Source organism: Methylocystis sp. S23, assembly GCF_054106005.1.
The window spans coordinates 275,012-293,204 of record NZ_CM134185.1 but is presented as its reverse complement, the minus strand read 5'-3'; the positions used below and the strand labels follow the sequence as shown (position 1 = coordinate 293,204).

Sequence of the window (18,193 nt, the reverse complement as noted above, 5' to 3'; positions counted from 1 at the left end):
GCCGGCGCGGCGGCGCGCAAGATGAGAACCACGGTTCATCCGACAGCGATCGTCGAAGCAGGCGCCCATTTGCATGACGGCGTCCTCATCGGCCCCTTCTGCCATATCGGCGCCGAGGTCGAGATCGGCGCGAATTCGAAGCTGCAATCGCATGTCGTCATCGCCGGCCGCGCCACGATCGGCGCGCGCGCGCGGATATTTCCTTTCGTCTCCATCGGGACGCCGTCGCAGGACTTGAAGGCCGCGCTCGCCGAAGGCAGCGTGACGATCGGCGCGGACTGCGTCATTCGCGAGGGCGTCACCATCAATTCGGGCGTGGGCGCCGGCACGCGCATCGGCGCCGGCTGCGCCTTTCTCGCCTATTCGCATGTCGCGCATGATTGCCTTCTCGGCGACGGCGTCGTTCTGGCCAACCAGGCGCTGCTCGGCGGCCATGTCGAGATCGGCGATCATGCGTCGATCGGCGGTGGGACGGCCGTGCATCAGAATGTGCGGATCGGCGCGCACGCCTTCATCGGCGGACTGGCTGGCGTCGAAGGCGACGTGATCCCCTTCGGACTCGCCGGCGGCAATCGCGCGCATCTTTTTGGGATCAATGTCGTGGGTCTACGCCGGCGGGGCTTTTCCCCCGAGCGCGTTGCGCGATTGCGGGAGGCTTATCGCCGGCTTTTCCTCGCCGCCGGCGGGCGCGCCTTGAGCGAGCGCGTCGAAGACGCCGCCGCCAGTGCGGCGGACCCCGATATCGCCGAGATCGTCTCCTTTCTCCGCGCCCCCGCGCGGCGACCGCTTTGCGCGCCGCGCGCGCGCGGCGAACCGGCGTGAGGGCGCCGCATATTTTCATCATCGCCGGAGAGGCTTCCGGCGATGTCCTGGGCGCGTCTCTCATGCGCGCCTTGCGCGACGCGCGTAGCGGCGTCGCCTTCTCCGGCGTCGGCGGCGCGGCGATGGCGCGGGAAGGGCTCGCTTCCCTTTTTCCCATGGCGGACATCGCGGTGATGGGCCTGGCGCCGGTCATTGCGCGCCTGCCGGCGCTTCTCGCGCGCATTGACGAGACGGCGCGCGCCGTGCTGAAGGCGAAGCCCGATTGCCTCGTCATCGTCGATGCGCCGGATTTCACGCATCGCGTCGCGCGCAAGGTGCGCCGCGCGCTTCCCGATCTGCCGATCATCGACTATGTCAGCCCCACGGTCTGGGCGTGGCGGCCGGGCCGCGCGAGAAAGATGCGCGCTTATGTCGATTGCGTGCTCGCGCTGCTGCCTTTCGAGCCGGCCGCCCATGCGCGGCTCGGCGGGCCGCGCTGCGTCTATGTCGGCCATCCGCTGGTCGAGCATTTGGAGGAACTTGCGCCCGACGACGCGCGCGCCGGGAAACCGCTCCTGCTCGTTCTTCCCGGCTCGCGCCTCGCCGAGGTCGAACGCATGACGGCGCTTTATGGGCGGACGCTCGCTCTGCTCCTGCGCGATCATCCGGCGCTCGAGGTCGCCATTCCCGTGGCGCCGAATATGGAGACGGCCTTGCGCGAGGCGCTGCGCTTCTGGCCGTGCGAGCCACGTCTCCTCGCGCAATCCGAAAAATTTCCGGCTTTTCGGCAGGCGCGCGCGGCGCTCGTCACGTCGGGCGTCGCGACGCTGGAGCTTGCCCTTGCGGATACGCCCATGGCGGTCGCCTATCGCGTTTCGCGAATGGAATCCTGGCTGCGCTTTCTCATCGACGTTCACTCGATCGTGTTGCCCAATCTCGTCATCGGCGAGAATGCGGTTCCCGAATTTCTGCAGGAGGAGGCGACGCCGCATGCGCTCGCCGGCGCCCTCGCGCCGCTCCTCACAGGCGGTCCGGCGCGTGAGGCGCAGCGCGCGGCGCTCGCCCGCGTTCGCGAAAGACTGACCGAAGCCGGAAGCAATCCCAGCGCGCGCGCGGCCAAAATCGTGCTGGAATATGTCCGGGACGGCCGCGCCTGACGGCGTGTGCGGACGCACAGCCGCGTCGAGGCTTTTCCGCTTGTATCTTTATGCGCCGCAACCATAATCGGCGCGAACGCCCCGCGTGGCCGCGCTCCCTTGCGCCGCGCATTTGCGAAAGGCAGACGCTCTTGTCCGACGTCGCGAGAAAGCTTTATCTCACGCGCAAATCCGTCGTCGCCATCATAGCGGCGCATGACGCCGGGAAGGACGGCGACGGACTGAAGCGCGCGCTCGGCTGGGCGTCCTTGATGGCGCTCGGCATTGGCGGCATTATCGGCGCGGGCATTTTCGTGCTCACCGGCACGGCGGCCGCCAATTACGCCGGACCGGGCGTGATGGTTTCCTTCATCCTGTCGGGTCTCGCCTGCGCCTTCGTCGCGCTGTGCTACGCGGAGCTCGCCGCGCTCATTCCCGTATCGGGGAGCGCCTATACCTACACCTATGTCACGCTCGGCGAGATTTTCGCCTGGATCATCGGCTGGAATCTCGTGCTGGAATACGCCGCCGGCGCCGCGACCGTCGCGGTCGGCTGGGCGGGCTATTTCAACCGCGTGATGCAGGGGCTGGGAATCCATGTCCCGCCGGAATTCACCAGCGCCTATCTCGCTTCGCCGAACGGATTCTTCAACGTTCCGGCGGCCGGCGTCGTCTTGCTGCTGACCTTGCTGCTCGTGCGCGGCACGAGCGAGTCGACGCTGTTCAACAATGTCATCGTCGCCTTGAAGGTCATCGTCGTGCTGATGGTGATCGCCTTCGGCGCGGCGCATGTGAACGTCGCCAACTGGACGCCTTTGATCCCGGAGAACGCCGGCGAGTTCGGCGTCTTCGGCTGGAGCGGCGTGGCGCGCGGCGCGTCGGTCGTCTTCTTCGCTTATGTCGGCTTCGACTCGGTCTCGACCGCGGCGCAGGAGGCGCATACGCCGCAACGCGACGTCCCCATCGGCATTGTCGGTTCGCTCATCATCTGCACGATCCTCTACGTCGCGGTCGCGGCGGTCGCGACCGGCGTCGTGAACTACAAGGAGCTCGGCGTGCCGGATCCGATGGCGCTGGTCTCGGACCGCACAGGCGTGTCCTGGCTCGCCTGGGTGGTGAAGCTCGGCGCGCTTGCGGGCTTGACGACGGCCATTCTCGCGCTGCTCTACGGCCAGACGCGCATTTTCTTCACGATGGCGCATGACGGGCTGCTGCCGCCCGTCTTCGCGAGGCTGCACAGCCGCTATCGCACGCCGGCCGTAAGCCAGTTGCTGGTCGGCGTCGTGGTGGCGCTCGCCGCCGGCCTGCTGCCGATCGACATTCTCGGCGAGATGGTGAGCATCGGCACGCTGGCGGCTTTCGCGCTCGTCTGCATCGCGGTCATTTATCTGCGCAGATCGCATCCCGAGCTGCACCGTCCCTTCCGCGCCCCCGGCATTCCGGTGATGCCGATCCTCGGCATTCTGTCCTGCCTTGCGCTCATGGTCGCGCTGCCGCTCGACACCTGGCTCCGGCTGCTGGTCTGGACGGGACTGGGCCTCGCCATCTACATGTTCTACGGAATCAACCATGCGAGGCGATGATACGGCGCGCGGCTCGCGAGAAAAATCCTTCCCCCTTACGGGGGAGGGCGGCTCTGCGAAGCAGGGCCGGGTGGAGTCACATCCAACCAATGTTATGGCGGCGATAAACCCCACCCGGCGGTCTTCGACCGCCGGTCTCCCCGTAAAGGGGAGGTATGGGGGCTAAGGTCCGAGAGAGTGTTGTTCGCCCGACGCCCTGGCCTTCTCCTCGCGCGCGGGGAGAGGGAAATCAATCCGTCTCCGCCGCGCGCTCCGGGCTTGTCTCCGCGAGGACGCCGCCGCCCAAGCGCTCCTGCTCGCGCCAGACCCACCAGGCGAGAATCGCGACGGGAAGGCCCATCAGCGACGTCCCGACGAAAAAGGCCGGGAAGCCGGTTTCCTTGATGATGAAGCCGGACGCGCCGGCGAGCAGGCTGCCGGGCAGGGCGCAGAGCGAGGTGAGCAGCGCATATTGGCTGGTCGCGAATTCGGTCGAAACCAGCGACGACATGTAGATGATCAGCACCACCTGCGCGAAGGCGTAGGCGAACCCGTCGACGCCGACGGCGACGGCGAAATCCGTGAAGTCGCGGCCATGCGCCGCGAGCCAGGCGAGCGAGAGATGCGAGGCCGAGCCGGCGATCGTGCCGATCAGGAGGCTCGTCGTCATCCCGAAGCGGCGCACGACGAGACCGGCGAGCAGCGTGCCGGCGAGGGCGATCCAGAAGCCGAAAACCTTGGTGACGGTCGCGATGTCCGCCTCGGAAAAATTCAGGCTCTTGAAGAGCGGCATGGCCATGGCGCCGGAGACATAGCCCGGCATGCGGAAGCCCGCGATGAGAAGGAGAATGGCGAGCGCCATCGGTCCGAGCCGGCGCCAAAGCTCCTTGATGGGCTCGGTGACGGTGAAGAGGAAGTCCGGCCGTTCGCGATGCGGCACCAGATCCGAAGGCGGCTCCGGCGCCAGGAAGGCGGCGGCGAGTCCGACGAGCATGATCGCCGCCATGCAGAGATAGGCGACGCGCCAGCCATAGAAATTCGCAACGTATAGCGCGCCCGCGCCCGCCGCGAGCGTCCCCACGCGATAGCCCATCTCCGCGACCGACGTCATGAAGGCGAGTTTCTCCTTCGGCGCCACGGTGATGCGCCAGCCGTCCACGGTGATGTCCTGCGTCGCGCCGGCGATTCCGAGCGCGAAGGAAAAGAGCGCCGTCCAAGCGAGCCAGTTCCCCGGGTCGCCATAGGCGACGCCGATCAGCGCGAGAATCGTGGCGATCTGCGAGACGACGATCCAGCCGCGCCGGCGCCCGAGAAGCTTCGAGAAAAACGGCGCGTCATATTCGTCGAGAAAAGGCGCCCAGACCCATTTGAACTTGTAGGCGAGCGTCATCTCGCTCAGGAGTCCGATGGTCTCGATCGGGACCTTGGCCTCGTAGAGCCAGGCCGACTGCGTGCTGTAGACCAGCAGGAACGGGAGGCCGGTCGAAAAGCCCAGCGCGACGGCGGCGCCGATGCGGCGCGGGTCGTTCTTCAGATGGGCGAGGAAGGCGGTCTTGTCGGAAGGCGCGGCGATGTCGTGCAAGGCGGCCTCTCACTTCGTTATGGCCGGCGCGGCGGCCGAAGCGTGAGCGTAAACCATGACGGAGCAGGGTGACAGATCGACGTCGCGCGCGGCGAGCGCGCTACTTGTCCAGCGGTCCGTTCAAAATCCAGCGATGGCCGAAAGGATCCTTCAGGCTGGCATAACGCGTGCCCCAGAAGGAGTTCATCGGCTGCGTCTCGATCTTCGCGCCGAGCTTGGCCGCGCGGGCGCAGATTTCGTCGACCTGCCTCGCCGAGTCATATTCGAGGCTGACCGAGACTGTCGCGCTGTCGCCGGGCATGGGCACGCGCGTCTGGCCGAATTCGGGGAAGAAGTCGGCCAGCATCACCGACCCGCCATTGATCAGCAATTCGCAGTGGGCGATGCGCAGCCCGTCGACGGAGGGCATGATGGCGCGCTGTTTGGCGTCGAAGGCGCCCGTATAGAAGGCAATCGCCGCGGCGGCGGGGCTGACGGTCAGATAAGGCGCAACCCTCGGTCGATTCATCCAGCGTCCTCCGCCCGGGCCGCCAAGGCGTCCCCCCAGTCCTTCTTCCTGATCCCTTCATAACGAGCCTTGTCCCGCTTTGGCAGGAAAATTTCGTGTAATCCGCTCGTCTGGCAAAGCTTTAGCGTCACCCCCGCCTTGTTGTGGCGCGCCGGCGCGAGAATGCGCGCGGGCGCATTTTCGCCGAAGCGGGCAGCAATGAGATAGCAGAATTTCTCGTCTTCAAAGGGCGCGTCGGCTCCTTTGAGCAATTTATGTTCCCTTGAGCGCGGCAGGCGCGCCGAGAAATGGCACCAGTCCGGGGGCGGGAGCGGGCAAGGCCGGGCGTGCGGGCAGGGGGCGAGGATCGCCGCGCCGTTCTGGATCAGCCGGGCGCGGACGCGCATCAGCCGCTCATGGTCGCGGGGCGTGCCGGGCTCGACGATGGCGAGCGCGCGGCCCGTGCGCGTCCACAGGGCGTCAGCGAGCGGGGCGAGGTCGGTCTCGGCCAATTCGGTAAGCGCATAGGCGAGGACGACGAGATCGGCCTTTCCGACCGACCCCGGCAGGCGCGTAATGTCGGCCGTCGTGATCGTCGCCCCCGCGACGGGTCCGGCGCCGCTCTCGGCGGCGAGCGTCGCGGCGAGCGCCAGAAAGGCGCGGCTGCGGTCCACCATCTCGACCTTTCCGATTTCCGGCCACACCGCGCTCGCGGCATAGGCGCCGGCGCCGGCGCCGCAACCGACGTCGAGGACGCTTTGCGGCGCGAATTTGGGCTGCTCCTCCGCAAGTCGCGCCAGCGCGGCGGCGATGGCGGCGTAGGTCGCCGGCAGGCGGGTGAGCGCATAAGCGAGGGCGTCGGTCTCGTCGCGGACGGCCTCGATCGTGGGCCTATGGGCGCGGTAGCTCTCCGAAAGCCGCCGCGCGCTCTCCGTCAGCGCCTTGCGTGGACGGCGCTCGAGCTGCGCGGCGATCGCCGCGGCGAGACCCTCGGGGAGGGCGGTCACAAGAGCCTCGGGGCGGGGCGGGGGCGCGAACTCTCTTCCATGACGCTCGCGTTACGGATAGAAGACCCTCAATTCAAGAGGCTCCCCTCTCCCCGCGCGCGGGGAGATTAAGGGAGGGGCCGCGCAAGCGGCGAGAGGAAAGATCATGTCCAATTCGACAGGGCCGCGCACGCTTTACGACAAGATCTGGGACGACCATGTCGTCGACCGCCAGGATGACGGCGCCTGCCTGCTCTATATCGACCGCCACCTCGTCCATGAGGTGACGAGCCCGCAGGCTTTCGAGGGGCTGCGCATGTCGGGCCGCAAGGTTCGCGCGCCGCGCAAGACGCTCGCGGTCGTCGATCACAATGTTCCGACCACCGACCGCTCGCTCCCCATCGAGGATCCGGAGAGCAAGGCGCAGGTCGAGCAGCTCGCCGCCAACGCCAAGGAGTTCGGCGTCGAATATTATGACGAGCACGATCAGCGTCAGGGCGTCGTGCACATTGTCGGGCCGGAGCAGGGCTTCACGCTGCCGGGCATGACCATCGTCTGCGGCGACAGCCATACCTCGACGCACGGGGCTTTTGGCGCGCTTGCGCATGGCATCGGCACGTCGGAGGTCGAGCACGTCCTCGCGACCCAGACGCTGATCCAGAAGAAGGCCAAGAACATGCTGGTGCAGGTCGACGGCAGGCTCGCCGACGGCGCCACGGCCAAGGACATCATCCTCGCCATCATCGGCGAGATCGGCACGGCCGGCGGCACCGGCTACGTCATCGAATATGCGGGCGAGGCGATCCGCGACCTTTCCATGGAAGGCCGCATGACCGTCTGCAACATGTCGATCGAAGGCGGCGCCCGCGCCGGCCTCATCGCGCCCGACGAGAAGACCTTCGCCTATATCAAGGATCGCCCCAAGGCGCCCAAAAGCGAGGCCTTCGACATGGCGCGCAAATATTGGGAGACGCTCTTTTCGGACGAGGGCGCGCATTTCGACAAGATCATCAGGCTCGACGCCGCCAGCCTGCCGCCGATCGTCACCTGGGGCACGAGCCCCGAGGATGTCGCGCGCATCGACGGCCTGGTCCCGACGCCCGATTCCGCCAAGACGCCGCAGAAGCGCGCGGCCATCGAGCGCGCGCTGGCCTATATGGGCCTTAAGGGCGGGGAGAAGATGACCGATATCGAGATCGACCGCGCCTTCATCGGCTCCTGCACCAACGGCCGCATCGAGGATCTGCGCGCCGCCGCCAGGATGGTGGAAGGCAAGAAGGTCCATGCGCGCGTCAACGCCATGGTGGTGCCGGGCTCGGGCCTTGTGAAGGCGCAGGCCGAGGCCGAGGGGCTCGACAAGATCTTCCTCGCCGCCGGCTTCGAATGGCGCGAGCCGGGCTGCTCCATGTGCCTCGCCATGAATCCGGACCGTCTGGCGCCGGGCGAGCGCTGCGCCTCGACCTCGAACCGCAATTTCGAAGGCCGGCAGGGCTTCAAGGGCCGCACCCATCTCGTCTCGCCGGCCATGGCGGCGGCGGCTGCGATCGCGGGGCGTTTCGTGGATGTGCGGAATTGGCGGTGATTTTATTCGTTCGCCGAAGCAGGTAGCTCTCGACGCCCCCCGTCATTGCGAGCGGAGCGAAGCAATCCAGCGCCACATCACGCCCTGGATTGCTTCGTCGCTTACGCTCCTCGCAACGACGGCCCGAGCCTCGCGCGCCGGCCGGCCGGCCTCAATCTCCAGAAATGCCCTTCGCCGGCGCGTCGTGGAGTGGCATAGTCGCCGCATGTCCGACACGTCTTACGATTGGGCGCGGCTCAGCGCTCCCACCCTTTCCGAAATCGAATCGCTCGCGGACGCCGCCTTTGCCGCGCTGCCGGAAAAATTCAGGCGCCTGTGCGAAGGCGTCGTGTTCCGCGTCGAGGACTTTCCCGACGAGGAGACGCTCGACGAGATGGAATGCGAGACGGAATTCGATCTTCTGGGTCTTTTTCGGGGACGCGGCCTCGTCGCCGGGGCGCATCTTTCCGAGACCGGCGCGGAGCCGAACATGGTCTGGCTTTACCGCCGGCCGATTCTCGATTTCTGGGCGGAGGGCGAAGACACGCTCGGCGACATCGTCACCCATGTGCTCGTTCATGAGATCGGCCACCATTTCGGCCTGTCGGACGCGGATATGGAAGAGATCGAGCGCAGAGCGGGCGCGCATGGCGGGAGGCTCGACGATCGATAGGCGGCTCGGCCGTTTGCCGGGGATCGGCCAAGGCGGCGCCTGTCCGGCGTTTTTGCAAATCGCCGCTTGCCCGATATGATCCGCGCTCGCGCCCCGGACGGTGACCGTAGATGATCGATCTGGCGAAAAGAGATTACTGGACTTGCTACGTTCCCTTCATGCATCCGGAGAGCCCCGCGCCTTTCTTCGAGCGCGCCTTTCAGCAATATGGCGTGCGCACGCAGTCAGGCGTCGTCGAGATCAGGAGCATGCTCTCGAGCTACGAGCTCTCGATTCTGTTCGCGCTGGCGAAGGATTATTGGCGCGGCGAAGGCGAGATCGTCGATCTCGGCTGCCTGTACGGATTGACGACGCGCTGCTTCGCGGAAGGCGTGAAGCTCAATGAAGCTGTCGCGGAAGAACGCAAGGCGAAGCGGATATACGCCTATGATCTCTTTCTGGCGCAGGAATATGAGTGGTGGACGCAGGCCAGCGAGACCATTCACGCCGGGAGCTGGTTCGCCGAGTTCCTGGCCGTCAACCAGGACGAACTCGCCTATATTGCGCCGTGTCCCGGCGATCTGCTGAAAATGAGCTGGGGCGCCAAGCCGATCGAGATTCTCATGATCGACGCGGCCAAGACATGGTCGCTCAACCATTTCGTCGTGAGCCGCATGTTCCCGCGCCTCATTCCTGGAAGAAGCGTGGTCGTTCAGCAGGACTATATGCATTTCGTCGAATACTGGATCGCGATCACGATGGAGTATTTCGCCGATTATTTTCAGCCGCTCGATTTCGTCTACGGCGCTTCGGGCCTCTTTCTCGCAACGAAGGCCGTCCCCGAGGAGGCCGCCGCCTTCGATCTTTCAACTCTGCCGGCGCGCGAAAAAATTCGCCTGATGGATCAGGCGATTTCGAAGGCGCCGCCTTCGGGCGCCGAGGTCCTGAAGACCGCGAAGTCGAAGCTGCTCGCCGATCTCGGATGGGCGTCCGAAGCGCAGGCGCTGCTTGCGACGGTCCGAACCGACAAGATCGCGCCGGAAAGCTATGACGATTTTTCCACCATCGCGGAGAGCTGCGTCGCGAGCGTGCGCGTCGCGATCGCGCAAGCGCCCGTAGCGGCGATCGAAGATGCGCCTTCCTCCGCCCGAATGGCGGCGTCGCTGAATGAACAGCTCTTTCCGAACGTCATCCTCGATAATTGGCAGATGATGCCTTGGGAGCAGATCGCCTTGACGGGCGTCCTCTCGCGCCTGCGGCCCAGGGGCGCGATCGAGATCGGCGTCTATTACGGCGGCAGCCTGTCGCTCGCCGCGCCCTATTGCGAGAAGATCGTCGCGATCGACATCGATCCCGAGGTCCGCAACCGCTTCGCGCCGCCGCCAAACGCCGACATCTGGATCGAGCCGTCGTCGGAGGCCGTGCCGAAGGCTTTCGCGCATTTCGACGCGTTGGGCGTGCCGGTCAATTATGTGCTGATCGACGCGGATCATTCGGTAGAGGGCGTGATGCGCGACATCAATCTCGTGCTGGATTACAGACCGAAGGAGCCCATGCTCGTGCTGATGCACGACTCCGGCAACCCCGCGACCCGGCAAGGCATTCTCTCGGTCGATTGGGCGCGCAATCCTCATGTGCGCCTCGTCGACGTCGATTTTGTGCCGGGTCAGATCATCGAGCACAGCGTCGCGGGCGGGCGAGCGGAAATCTGGGGCGGATTGGCGCTCGCCTTCCTTCACCCCGAGGAGCGGGAAGGGCGGCCCGTGATCCGCGAGTCGGCGCGCACGTCGATCGCCTGCATTCATCGCTGCGCCAGGGATCTTTCGATCCTGCAGTAAGGCCTATGCGACCCGCCGGTTTTGCAGATCGTGAAGAATCTGCCGCAATCGCCGGTCGATGCGACGGGCGAAGGCGTCGAGCGAGAAATCCGCTTCGACATGGGCCTTGGCCACGCTCGCCATTCTTTCGCGACCCGCGCGGTCCTCGCGCATCCATCTCATGGCCGCGACGCTCGCCGTGAAATCCGGCTCCGCCCATGTCTGGCTGGCCGAGGCGCGGTGATATTGGCCATGCTCGATATTGACGGGCGCGTAGGGAATGAGACAGGCCGTCGCGTCGTCGCAGAAATCCATATTGCCGGAATAGGCCGTGGCGATGACGGGCGTTCCCACCGTCATCGCCTCGAGAATGTGGTAGCCGAAGCCCTCTGCCCGATGGAGCGAGACGAGACAGTCCGCGCCTTCCAGCAAGGCGGAATGATCGGCGTCGTCGAGAAAGCGATCCATCCAGACGATGCGCGGACATTGCGCTGCGATCCGCGCGATCTGTTCGAAGACGCGCCGTTCATCGGCGTCGCCGACGAGACCGAGGCTATGCGCCTTGACGACGAGCTTCGCCTTTCCGTCATCCGGGAAAGCGTGCAGGAAGGCGCGGACGACGCCGAGCGGATTCTTGCGATGGACGCCCGACAGGGCGTCGCATGCGGTGATGAAGACGAAATCGTCCGCGCTCGCGATTCCCGCATAGGCGCGGTTTCGGGCGGCGGCGCGGCCGATGGATTGCAGGGGCCGGGAGGCGGCGCCGACGATCTGCGTCTTGCCGGGCGCGCCGATCGCCTCCGCGACGAAGCGGGAGGCCGCCCAGATCTCGTCGACCAGCGATCTTCCCAGAAGCTGGGAGGGGCCAAGCCGCGGCGTTTCGAGATAGGGCATGCCGATCACATGGCCGCCGCTGAAAGCGTCCGGCAAATAGGCGAAGGCGCCCGGCGTCTCTTCCAGATTGAGATGCAATATGTTGACGCGCGCGCGTCCGAGCGCGGCGGCTCGCGTTTCTTCCTGCGCTCGCACGGCGTTGGGATGGTCGAGCGTGAAGTCGCAGAAGCGCGTCGAGACGTCCAATCTTTCGAGCGCGCGGGCGAGCGCCCGGCAACTGTCAGAAATGCCGAGGCGGCGGCTGAAAGGGCCGATCAATTGGACATCGACCGTCGCGTCATCGGAAAAGAAGACGGCGGGAGACAGGATGCGGTCGCCGCGCGCCGACAGGAAGCGAAATCGCCTCGCTCGGAAGTCGTAGCCTTGCGCCGCCAGGCAGGCGCGCCAATCGGCGCTGGAAAAAGCGAGCGGTCCGAAGACGCGTCGCAGCGTTTCGTCGAAGGGCGCGTTCGGGCCCGCAAGGAAGCGGCCGACCCAGGCCGCGGGCATGAAGCCGAGAAAATGCGGGTTCGTCGTCGCGAACAAGAGCACGGCGAGATAAGCAAGCCGGCGCTCCGCTTCGCCGCCGGAAACGAGGCTTTTGAGAAAAGGGTTGCCGCAGAGAAAGCGGCGCATGAAGCGCGACAGCGGAAAGGGAGCGCCCTTATCCGCTTCTTCGCAGCAGCGGAGCCCGTCCATGTGAGGCTCGGGAACGAGACAGTCCTCGACGCCGAATGTCGCGCTTTCAAAGGCCGCCCAGAGATAGGCCTTTTCGAACGCGTCCGCGCCCTCGGGCGGCGCGCATTGCAGAAGCTTTTGAGCCAGAGAGTCGGCGAGCGGGCTCGACGCGTCCGGGCCCTCGTTCAACAAAGCGAGATCGTACGCCGGCAGGGGCGCGCGCAATCGGCCGCGGCGCCGCACATGGTTCTCGATGTAATATTTAAGAAAGGCGGCGTAATCCTCTTGCGAAACCGTGGTTTCGTATCGCGCCGCGACGCCGTGGCGGTGACGGATATGATCGAGATAGGCGGATAGCGGCCGACCGAGGATATTCGGCGGGCTTTCGACGGGCGACGGCGCGAACAGGCGATCATATGCCCTGGCTTCCGACCGCGGCGCGGGCGCCGCGCGTCGCGGCGGGGCGTCGGCGGCGAGCAGGGATGAGAAGGTGGCCTGAAGATAGGCTTCCGCGCCCAGCGGCTTTTCCGCGACGACGGCGAAGGGAGCTTTCCTCAGCTCGTAGCGGCGGCTTCGAAGCGCGAAGGCGCGCGCCGATTCAGCGGCGAGCGGCGGAGCCTCCGGCGGGAGATTGAGCTGGAAGGCGTAGCGTCCATCCCCGATGCCAGCTTCTTCAAGATCCGGGCGAAAAAGATTCGCCAGGCATTGACCGGCAAATCGGCCGCCGATGAAAACGTCGATGAGCAGACGCTCTTCGGGACGATCCGGGCGCCACGCCCATCCCCGAACGGCGCCATGCCGGGTTTCGTCGAGATGGCCCGCGACCTCGACCCCGCGCCAGGCTCGCCAGGCCTGCGCAAGGCCCGAGCGCGTCGATCGCAACCAGGAAGCCATCGGAAAATCCATCGAAGCGCATAACCGATCGAACTGCCTAGCAAATTCAGCAATCATCCGCTACGTCTGGACCGTCGCGGCGCGATGAAATATCAACCAAATCTGTTGATTACTCGGTCACGCCGCGCCCGCCCTCCCGTTTTCGGAGACGTTCGCCTTTGAAAATCTTGATCGTTTCCAATCTTTATCCGCCGCGCGCGGTTGGCGGGGCGGAGCTCGTGGCGCACCGGCACGCGCTGGAATTGATGCGGCGCGGGCATGAGGTTCGCGTTTTTGCCGGGCGTCCGCCGAAATCGAGTCAGTCCGGCGGCGAGATGGATATGGAGGTTGTCGACGGACTCGACGTATATTTGCTGTCGATCCGCTCGCTCGAGCCCGCTCGGGCCTTCCATTGGGACGCCGCCGGGCGGCGCTTCCGGGCGGTCCTGCACGAATTTCGTCCGGAGGCGATCCATTTCCACAATCTCTCCGGCCTTGGGGTCAATCTCATTCTCGAAGCGAAGCGCTTCGGCGCGCGGACGGTTTGCACCGTGCATGATCATTGGGGATTCTGCGCGAAGAACACCCGCTATCGCGACGCCGGATATGTCTGCGACGATTTCGAGGAATGCCATTTCTGCCTTTCGAACGTTTCCGACGAGGACGGCAAGGCGCTGCCGACGCGCTTGCGGCGCGACTATGTGAAGGCCTGTCTCTCTCAGGTCGACCATCTTGTCTTTCCAAGCCGATATCTCGAGCGCGCCTACGCCGCCGCGGGATTCGAAACCGGCGGCGCTTTTGTCCAGAGCAATGGCGTGGAGCCGGGAAGATTCGATGCGTCTCCCCGCCCCGCGGAAAGCGGCCCGCTTCAATTCGCCTTCATCGGCTATCTTGGCGCCCATAAGGGCGTCGATCTCCTGCTCGACATGGCCGAGCGCCTTCTCGCGGAGCCGTCGCTCGCGGGACGATGGCGGCTTTCGATCGCGGGCGACGGGCATTTGCGGGCGCGCGTCGCGCATTTCGCCGAGGAGACGCCGCATAGGGAACATGTGACCTATCTGGGCAAGCTCGAGACGAACGAAATTCCGGCGCTTTTCGTCGCGTCGGACGTAGCGGTGCTGCCGTCGGTGTGGCCGGAGAACGAACCTGTCGTCATGCTGGAGGCGATCGCCGCGGGGCGCGCGCAGCTTGCGAGCCGCATCGGAGGGCATCCCGAACTCGTCGCGGACGGAGAATCCGGCTTTCTGTTCGAGAGCGGCGATCTCGACTCGCTCGTGGCCAAGGCGGTCGACTATATCGAGGCGCCGGCGCTTGCGCGCCGCCATGGCGATTTCAACCGGGCGAGGCGCGAGTCCTTCGCGCAGGAAGCCGCGGTTTCGGCCTATGAAAGAATTTACGCGTCGGCGCCCCGAGACGCCGTCCGCACGGACAGGATCGTGCTGTGCGCCGGGCCATGGCCGACGCTCGAAACCGCGCAGCTCTTCAACAACTTCTCCATCTTCGAAGGAAAGGGCAAGCTGCGTTTCATATATGCGGAATGGGCGGACGCGCATCTATGGGAGCAGGCTGCGGCGCTGTTTTTCTGGCCGCAGGAGGTCGATCCGCGATTCGCTCTTCGGGCCGCGCGCATGAACATGCCCGTCATCGCGCCCGCGGGCGGCGCGTTGGCCCGGCTATGTGAAGAGGAGGGGCTGGGCGGCTTCGCATATAACGATTTTCCGGAAGCCGTCGCGGTTCTGACGTCGCTTGTTGAAAGAGAAGAGCGTCCGCCGCGCGACAGAACGGGCTTTGCGAAGAATCTCATCGACTGCGCCGCCGCGCTGGTCGAGGCGCGGGCTTTCGGGCTCGCAGCCGAGCGCCCCGCCATCTGACGCCGGAACGCCGGAATGTCCGCTCCCGCCCCACATATTCTGATATGCAACGAGCGCATCGTCTTCCGCTTCGGGGTCGATCGCATTCTCATCGAATTGGCGCGGACGCTCGTCTCGCAAGGCTGGCGCGTCACCTTCGCCTGCCTGCGTTGCGAGCTGGAAGTGGTGCGCGCGATCTCTCCGCATGTTCATGTCATTGAAAATGACGGCGGGGATCTTTTCGAGGTCGAGGCGGCCTGCGCCCGCTATCTCGACGCGGCCTGGGACGAGATCGGGAAAGACGCGCCGGTCGACGCCGTCCTTTGCGGCGGATTTCCTTTCTTTCATGTCGCCGCGCTTGGCGAGCGGCGCGGCGTTCCGTCGATCTTTATCGACGCCGGCGCGGTTCCGCATGACGGATTGGACGAATCCCGCGTTGCGGCGCAAAGGGCCGTGCGGCGCTTGCGCGCCTTGTCGCTTCCCCATTTCGACAGAGTCCTGCCGATCAGCGAGTTTCTCAAGGAAAGCCAGACGATTCCCGATCGCGGCTCGGGCGCCGGCGTAAAGGTCGTGCCGCTCGGCGTGGATCATTTGGCGGGAAAGGTTTTCACCGCCGGCGAGGCGCTGTCGCGAGAGGAGCGGTTGCAGATCGAGCGCCTCGAGCGCCTCGTCGCGCGCAACGCGTCGCTCATTCTCAACCTCGGACGATTCGAGGCCGACGGATATAAGAACTCCGGCGGATCTTTCCTGCTTCTGCGCGAATTGCTGCGCCGCGCGCGCGACGCCGATGGCGGCGACATTCAATTGCTGGTCCTGGGCAAGCCGCAGGAGATCGCGGTTCCGCAGGATTTGCAGAACCATGTGATCCGACTCGGAACCCCGAGCGACGACGCTTTGAGCCGCATCATGAGGCTCGCCCACGCCGGCTTCAGCCCCTCGCTTTGGGAGGGCTTCAATCTGCCGATCGGCGAGATGCAGATCGTCGGGAGGCCGGCTTTCGCCTTCAATGTCGGCGCGCATCCGGAAGTCATTCTGCATCCCTGGTTTCTCTGCGCCTCGGTCGAAGAGGCCGCTGAGAAGATCGAACGCGCGCTTGCCGGCCGGCTTCCGGACGGCGTCTTCGAGGAGAAGCGCATCGAGGCCTATCGCGCGCGCTTCGCCTGGCGGCGCGCGAACGACGCCTATCGCGCGCAACTGCTCGACGCGATCGCGCGAAAGCAGAAGCGCGAACCCTGGAAGCTGCTCTTCATCGACGTTTCCAATTCGTCGCGCGACACGGCGAATTCCGGGGTCGTGCGGGTCGCGCGGCGGCTCTCGGCGCAATTGCAGGCGCGACGCGACGCGCAACTCTTCTTCGTTGATTGGGATGCGGAGCGCCAAGCCTATCGCTTCGTTTCCGGCGAAGGCGAGCGCCTGCTGAAGGCCTATCACGGTCCCCGCGCCGTCTTCGGCGCGCTCGCGGCGCAAAATGAGTCGGAGGCGACGCCCGAGGCCATGCTCTCGCGCCTGCCGGATTCGCCCGCGCGCCGCGCGACCCTGCTTCTGCCGGAGGTCGTCCTGGACGGCGAAGCGGTCAATCGAATCGACTGGGCGCGGCGCAACGGCCTGCGAACGGCCGCGATCCTCTATGATCTGATCCCCGTCGACTTCCCTCAATATTGCGGGGAGGCGTTGCGCGACGCCTTTCCTTCCTACATTGCGGCGCTCGCCTCGGTGGATCGCCTGGTCGCGATCTCGGCCTACAGCCTCGAGCGCTTCAAGACCTATGCCGAGCGCAGCGACCTCCGCATAAGCGCGCGGATGGCGGTTGCATGGCTCCCCGGGCAGCTCGCCGCCACGAAGCGCGTCCTGGCGCCGGGCCGGCGCGCCGAGCCTGTTTCGATCGTCTGCGTCTCGACCATCGAGCCGCGCAAGAACCATCGCGCGCTTCTCGACGCCTATCGCGCGCTCCGGCGCGCGGCGCCGCGCCTCGATCTGCGTTTGACGCTCATCGGCAATCTGTATCGCGGCGCCGACGATCTGGCCCAAACCATTCGAGACGCCATGGCGGACGATCCGACCATTCGCTGGCGCGTGGCTGTCTCGGACGAGGAACTGATCGCGGAAATGCGCGACGCCGCCTTCACGGTCTATCCGTCGCTGGTCGAGGGCTTCGGCCTGCCGATCCTCGAAAGCCTGTGGGCCGGCAAGCCCTGCATCTGCCATGACAAGGGCGTGATGGCGGAGCTGGCGGCGGGCGGCGGGTGTCTCGCCGTCGACATGACCGACGCCGACGCGCTGGCCGCGGCGATGGAGGCCCTCGCCGCCGAGGAAGGCTTGCAGTCGCGCCTTGCGCGAGAGGCGCGCGCAAGGGAGATTTCCGACTGGTCGGATTACGCGCGGGAGATCTGCCGCCTGCTCTGGACGGGCGCGGCGGCGCCGATCGCGGCGGATCATGCGCGGCCGGCCGCCGACCGGGCGCGGGTGGAGCGCGACGCCTATTTCCTGCGCCATCGCTTGAACGGCCTCGGATTGCTGGGAGAAAAGCCCGCCCGGCCGAACGAGCCCGTTCCCGAGCCGGCCGGCGCCGCGAAGCCCGTTTCCGCGTCCGCCGTCGACGGCGCCGCGTCGCCGGGGAGGTCGAAACTGTTCGGGACGTCCTGGTGGAGCCGGCTTCTGCGCGGGCGGCTCACGGCCCGCAAAGTGCGAGCCTCGGGCCTGTTCGACGCCGAATGGTATCTCGCCAAATATTCCGACGTGCGCGCGGCGGGCGTCGAGCCGCTCGAACATTTCGTCAATCATGGGCATCGCGAGGGGCGGTCGCCCGGCCCGGCTTTCGACGCGCAGGACTATCTTGCGCGGAATCCGGCGATTCAACAGACGGATCTTTCGCCATTCGAGCATTTCCTCGCGCGACGCGGGCGTTGATGACGCCGACCGCGCCGCGCGCAATTTCCGCCGCTTGACGCCCGCGCGCGCGCCGATGATTTTGTGATCCGGACCGGCAACCCAGGAGGAGCGCGCCGATGCGGAAGGTCATCTCTGTCTTTTTCTTTTTTCTTGCGACGATGAGCAGCGGATTCGCCGATTGCCCGCCGGGATTCGAGATGAAGAACGGTCGTTGCGACATAAAGACGGATTGCCCGCCGGGAATGACCATGCGCGACGGACATTGCGTCAGCGCCGCCGCCTGCCCGTACGGCACGCAATATCTCGACGGCTTTTGCGTCGCTAAGCCGCAAACGGGCGCGCCGAAGTAGCGCCGCGCCGCAATAACATGACGGAGGCTCGCCCCCACCCGACTCCCCCCATAGCTCGCCGCTTGCCGCGGGCGTCTTTCAGACGCCCTTTGACGA

The 18,193-nt window shown here is 65.9% G+C and carries 13 protein-coding genes; 9 read left to right on the top strand and 4 right to left on the bottom strand.

The window, feature by feature from the left end; genetic code table 11:
• Nucleotides 1-21 precede the first annotated feature (21 nt).
• From lpxA to ACV7JP_RS01405, 3 genes are all read left to right on the top strand, one after another.
• Nucleotides 22-822: an acyl-ACP--UDP-N-acetylglucosamine O-acyltransferase gene (gene lpxA, locus ACV7JP_RS01415; protein WP_457797505.1), complete on the top strand. Its 801-nt coding sequence runs from the start codon at nt 22-24 to the stop codon at nt 820-822.
• Entirely contained in the window at nt 819-1,958 is a 1,140-nt protein-coding gene (gene lpxB, locus ACV7JP_RS01410) for a lipid-A-disaccharide synthase (RefSeq protein ID WP_457797504.1), read from the top strand. Before lpxA ends, lpxB begins: the two co-directional genes overlap by 4 nt.
• Nucleotides 1,959-2,089: 131 nt before the next feature.
• A complete protein-coding gene (locus ACV7JP_RS01405) occupies nt 2,090-3,520 on the top strand; it encodes an amino acid permease (RefSeq protein WP_457797503.1) in 1,431 nt (476 codons plus the stop codon).
• Nucleotides 3,521-3,749: 229 nt separating this feature from the next.
• Here the strand turns inward: ACV7JP_RS01405 and ACV7JP_RS01400 are convergent, their stop codons facing one another.
• From ACV7JP_RS01400 to ACV7JP_RS01390, 3 genes are all read right to left on the bottom strand, one after another.
• Nucleotides 3,750-5,081: an AmpG family muropeptide MFS transporter gene (locus ACV7JP_RS01400; protein ID WP_457797502.1), complete on the bottom strand. Its 1,332-nt coding sequence runs from the start codon at nt 5,079-5,081 to the stop codon at nt 3,750-3,752.
• Nucleotides 5,082-5,181: 100 nt separating this feature from the next.
• On the bottom strand, nt 5,182-5,589 hold the full coding sequence (locus tag ACV7JP_RS01395; RefSeq protein WP_457797501.1) for a VOC family protein: 408 nt from the start codon (nt 5,587-5,589) through the stop codon (nt 5,182-5,184).
• On the bottom strand, nt 5,586-6,575 hold the full coding sequence (locus ACV7JP_RS01390; protein WP_457797500.1) for a small ribosomal subunit Rsm22 family protein: 990 nt from the start codon (nt 6,573-6,575) through the stop codon (nt 5,586-5,588). Before ACV7JP_RS01390 ends, ACV7JP_RS01395 begins: the two co-directional genes overlap by 4 nt.
• Before the next feature lie 145 nt (nt 6,576-6,720).
• On the opposite strand from ACV7JP_RS01390, the gene leuC reads away from it, so the two are divergent.
• The 3 genes from leuC to ACV7JP_RS01375 all read left to right on the top strand — a co-directional run bounded on the left by leuC (nt 6,721) and on the right by ACV7JP_RS01375 (nt 10,605).
• Nucleotides 6,721-8,136, top strand: coding sequence for a 3-isopropylmalate dehydratase large subunit (leuC, locus tag ACV7JP_RS01385; RefSeq protein ID WP_457797499.1), 1,416 nt, complete (start codon nt 6,721-6,723; stop codon nt 8,134-8,136).
• 205 nt (nt 8,137-8,341) lie between these two features.
• Nucleotides 8,342-8,788: a metallopeptidase family protein gene (locus ACV7JP_RS01380; RefSeq protein ID WP_457797498.1), complete on the top strand. Its 447-nt coding sequence runs from the start codon at nt 8,342-8,344 to the stop codon at nt 8,786-8,788.
• Between the two features lie 110 nt (nt 8,789-8,898).
• Nucleotides 8,899-10,605: a class I SAM-dependent methyltransferase gene (locus ACV7JP_RS01375; protein ID WP_457797497.1), complete on the top strand. Its 1,707-nt coding sequence runs from the start codon at nt 8,899-8,901 to the stop codon at nt 10,603-10,605.
• A gap of 3 nt (nt 10,606-10,608) precedes the next feature.
• On the opposite strand, the gene ACV7JP_RS01370 is transcribed toward ACV7JP_RS01375, so the two are convergent.
• Nucleotides 10,609-13,029, bottom strand: coding sequence for a glycosyltransferase family 4 protein (locus tag ACV7JP_RS01370; RefSeq protein WP_457797496.1), 2,421 nt, complete (start codon nt 13,027-13,029; stop codon nt 10,609-10,611).
• A gap of 158 nt (nt 13,030-13,187) precedes the next feature.
• On the opposite strand from ACV7JP_RS01370, the gene ACV7JP_RS01365 reads away from it, so the two are divergent.
• From ACV7JP_RS01365 to ACV7JP_RS01355, 3 genes are all read left to right on the top strand, one after another.
• Nucleotides 13,188-14,879, top strand: coding sequence for a glycosyltransferase family 4 protein (locus ACV7JP_RS01365; RefSeq protein ID WP_457797495.1), 1,692 nt, complete (start codon nt 13,188-13,190; stop codon nt 14,877-14,879).
• A 15-nt stretch (nt 14,880-14,894) separates the two neighbouring features.
• Nucleotides 14,895-17,765 (top strand): glycosyltransferase family 4 protein, encoded by a 2,871-nt coding sequence (locus ACV7JP_RS01360; protein WP_457797494.1) that lies wholly within the window; start codon nt 14,895-14,897, stop codon nt 17,763-17,765.
• Between the two features lie 98 nt (nt 17,766-17,863).
• Nucleotides 17,864-18,097: a hypothetical protein gene (locus ACV7JP_RS01355; protein ID WP_457797493.1), complete on the top strand. Its 234-nt coding sequence runs from the start codon at nt 17,864-17,866 to the stop codon at nt 18,095-18,097.
• Nucleotides 18,098-18,193: the final 96 nt, after the last annotated feature.

Excerpts from the sequence above, each read along its gene's own strand:
- lpxA (WP_457797505.1), top strand. The coding sequence starts at position 22 with ATGAGAACCACGGTTCATCCGACAGCGATCGTCGAAGCAGGCGCCCAT.
- ACV7JP_RS01395 (WP_457797501.1), bottom strand. The coding sequence starts at position 5,589 with ATGAATCGACCGAGGGTTGCGCCTTATCTGACCGTCAGCCCCGCCGCC.
- leuC (WP_457797499.1), top strand. The coding sequence starts at position 6,721 with ATGTCCAATTCGACAGGGCCGCGCACGCTTTACGACAAGATCTGGGAC.
- ACV7JP_RS01380 (WP_457797498.1), top strand. The coding sequence starts at position 8,342 with ATGTCCGACACGTCTTACGATTGGGCGCGGCTCAGCGCTCCCACCCTT.
- ACV7JP_RS01375 (WP_457797497.1), top strand. The coding sequence starts at position 8,899 with ATGATCGATCTGGCGAAAAGAGATTACTGGACTTGCTACGTTCCCTTC.
- ACV7JP_RS01370 (WP_457797496.1), bottom strand. The coding sequence starts at position 13,029 with ATGGCTTCCTGGTTGCGATCGACGCGCTCGGGCCTTGCGCAGGCCTGG.
- ACV7JP_RS01360 (WP_457797494.1), top strand. The coding sequence starts at position 14,895 with ATGTCCGCTCCCGCCCCACATATTCTGATATGCAACGAGCGCATCGTC.
- ACV7JP_RS01355 (WP_457797493.1), top strand. The coding sequence starts at position 17,864 with ATGCGGAAGGTCATCTCTGTCTTTTTCTTTTTTCTTGCGACGATGAGC.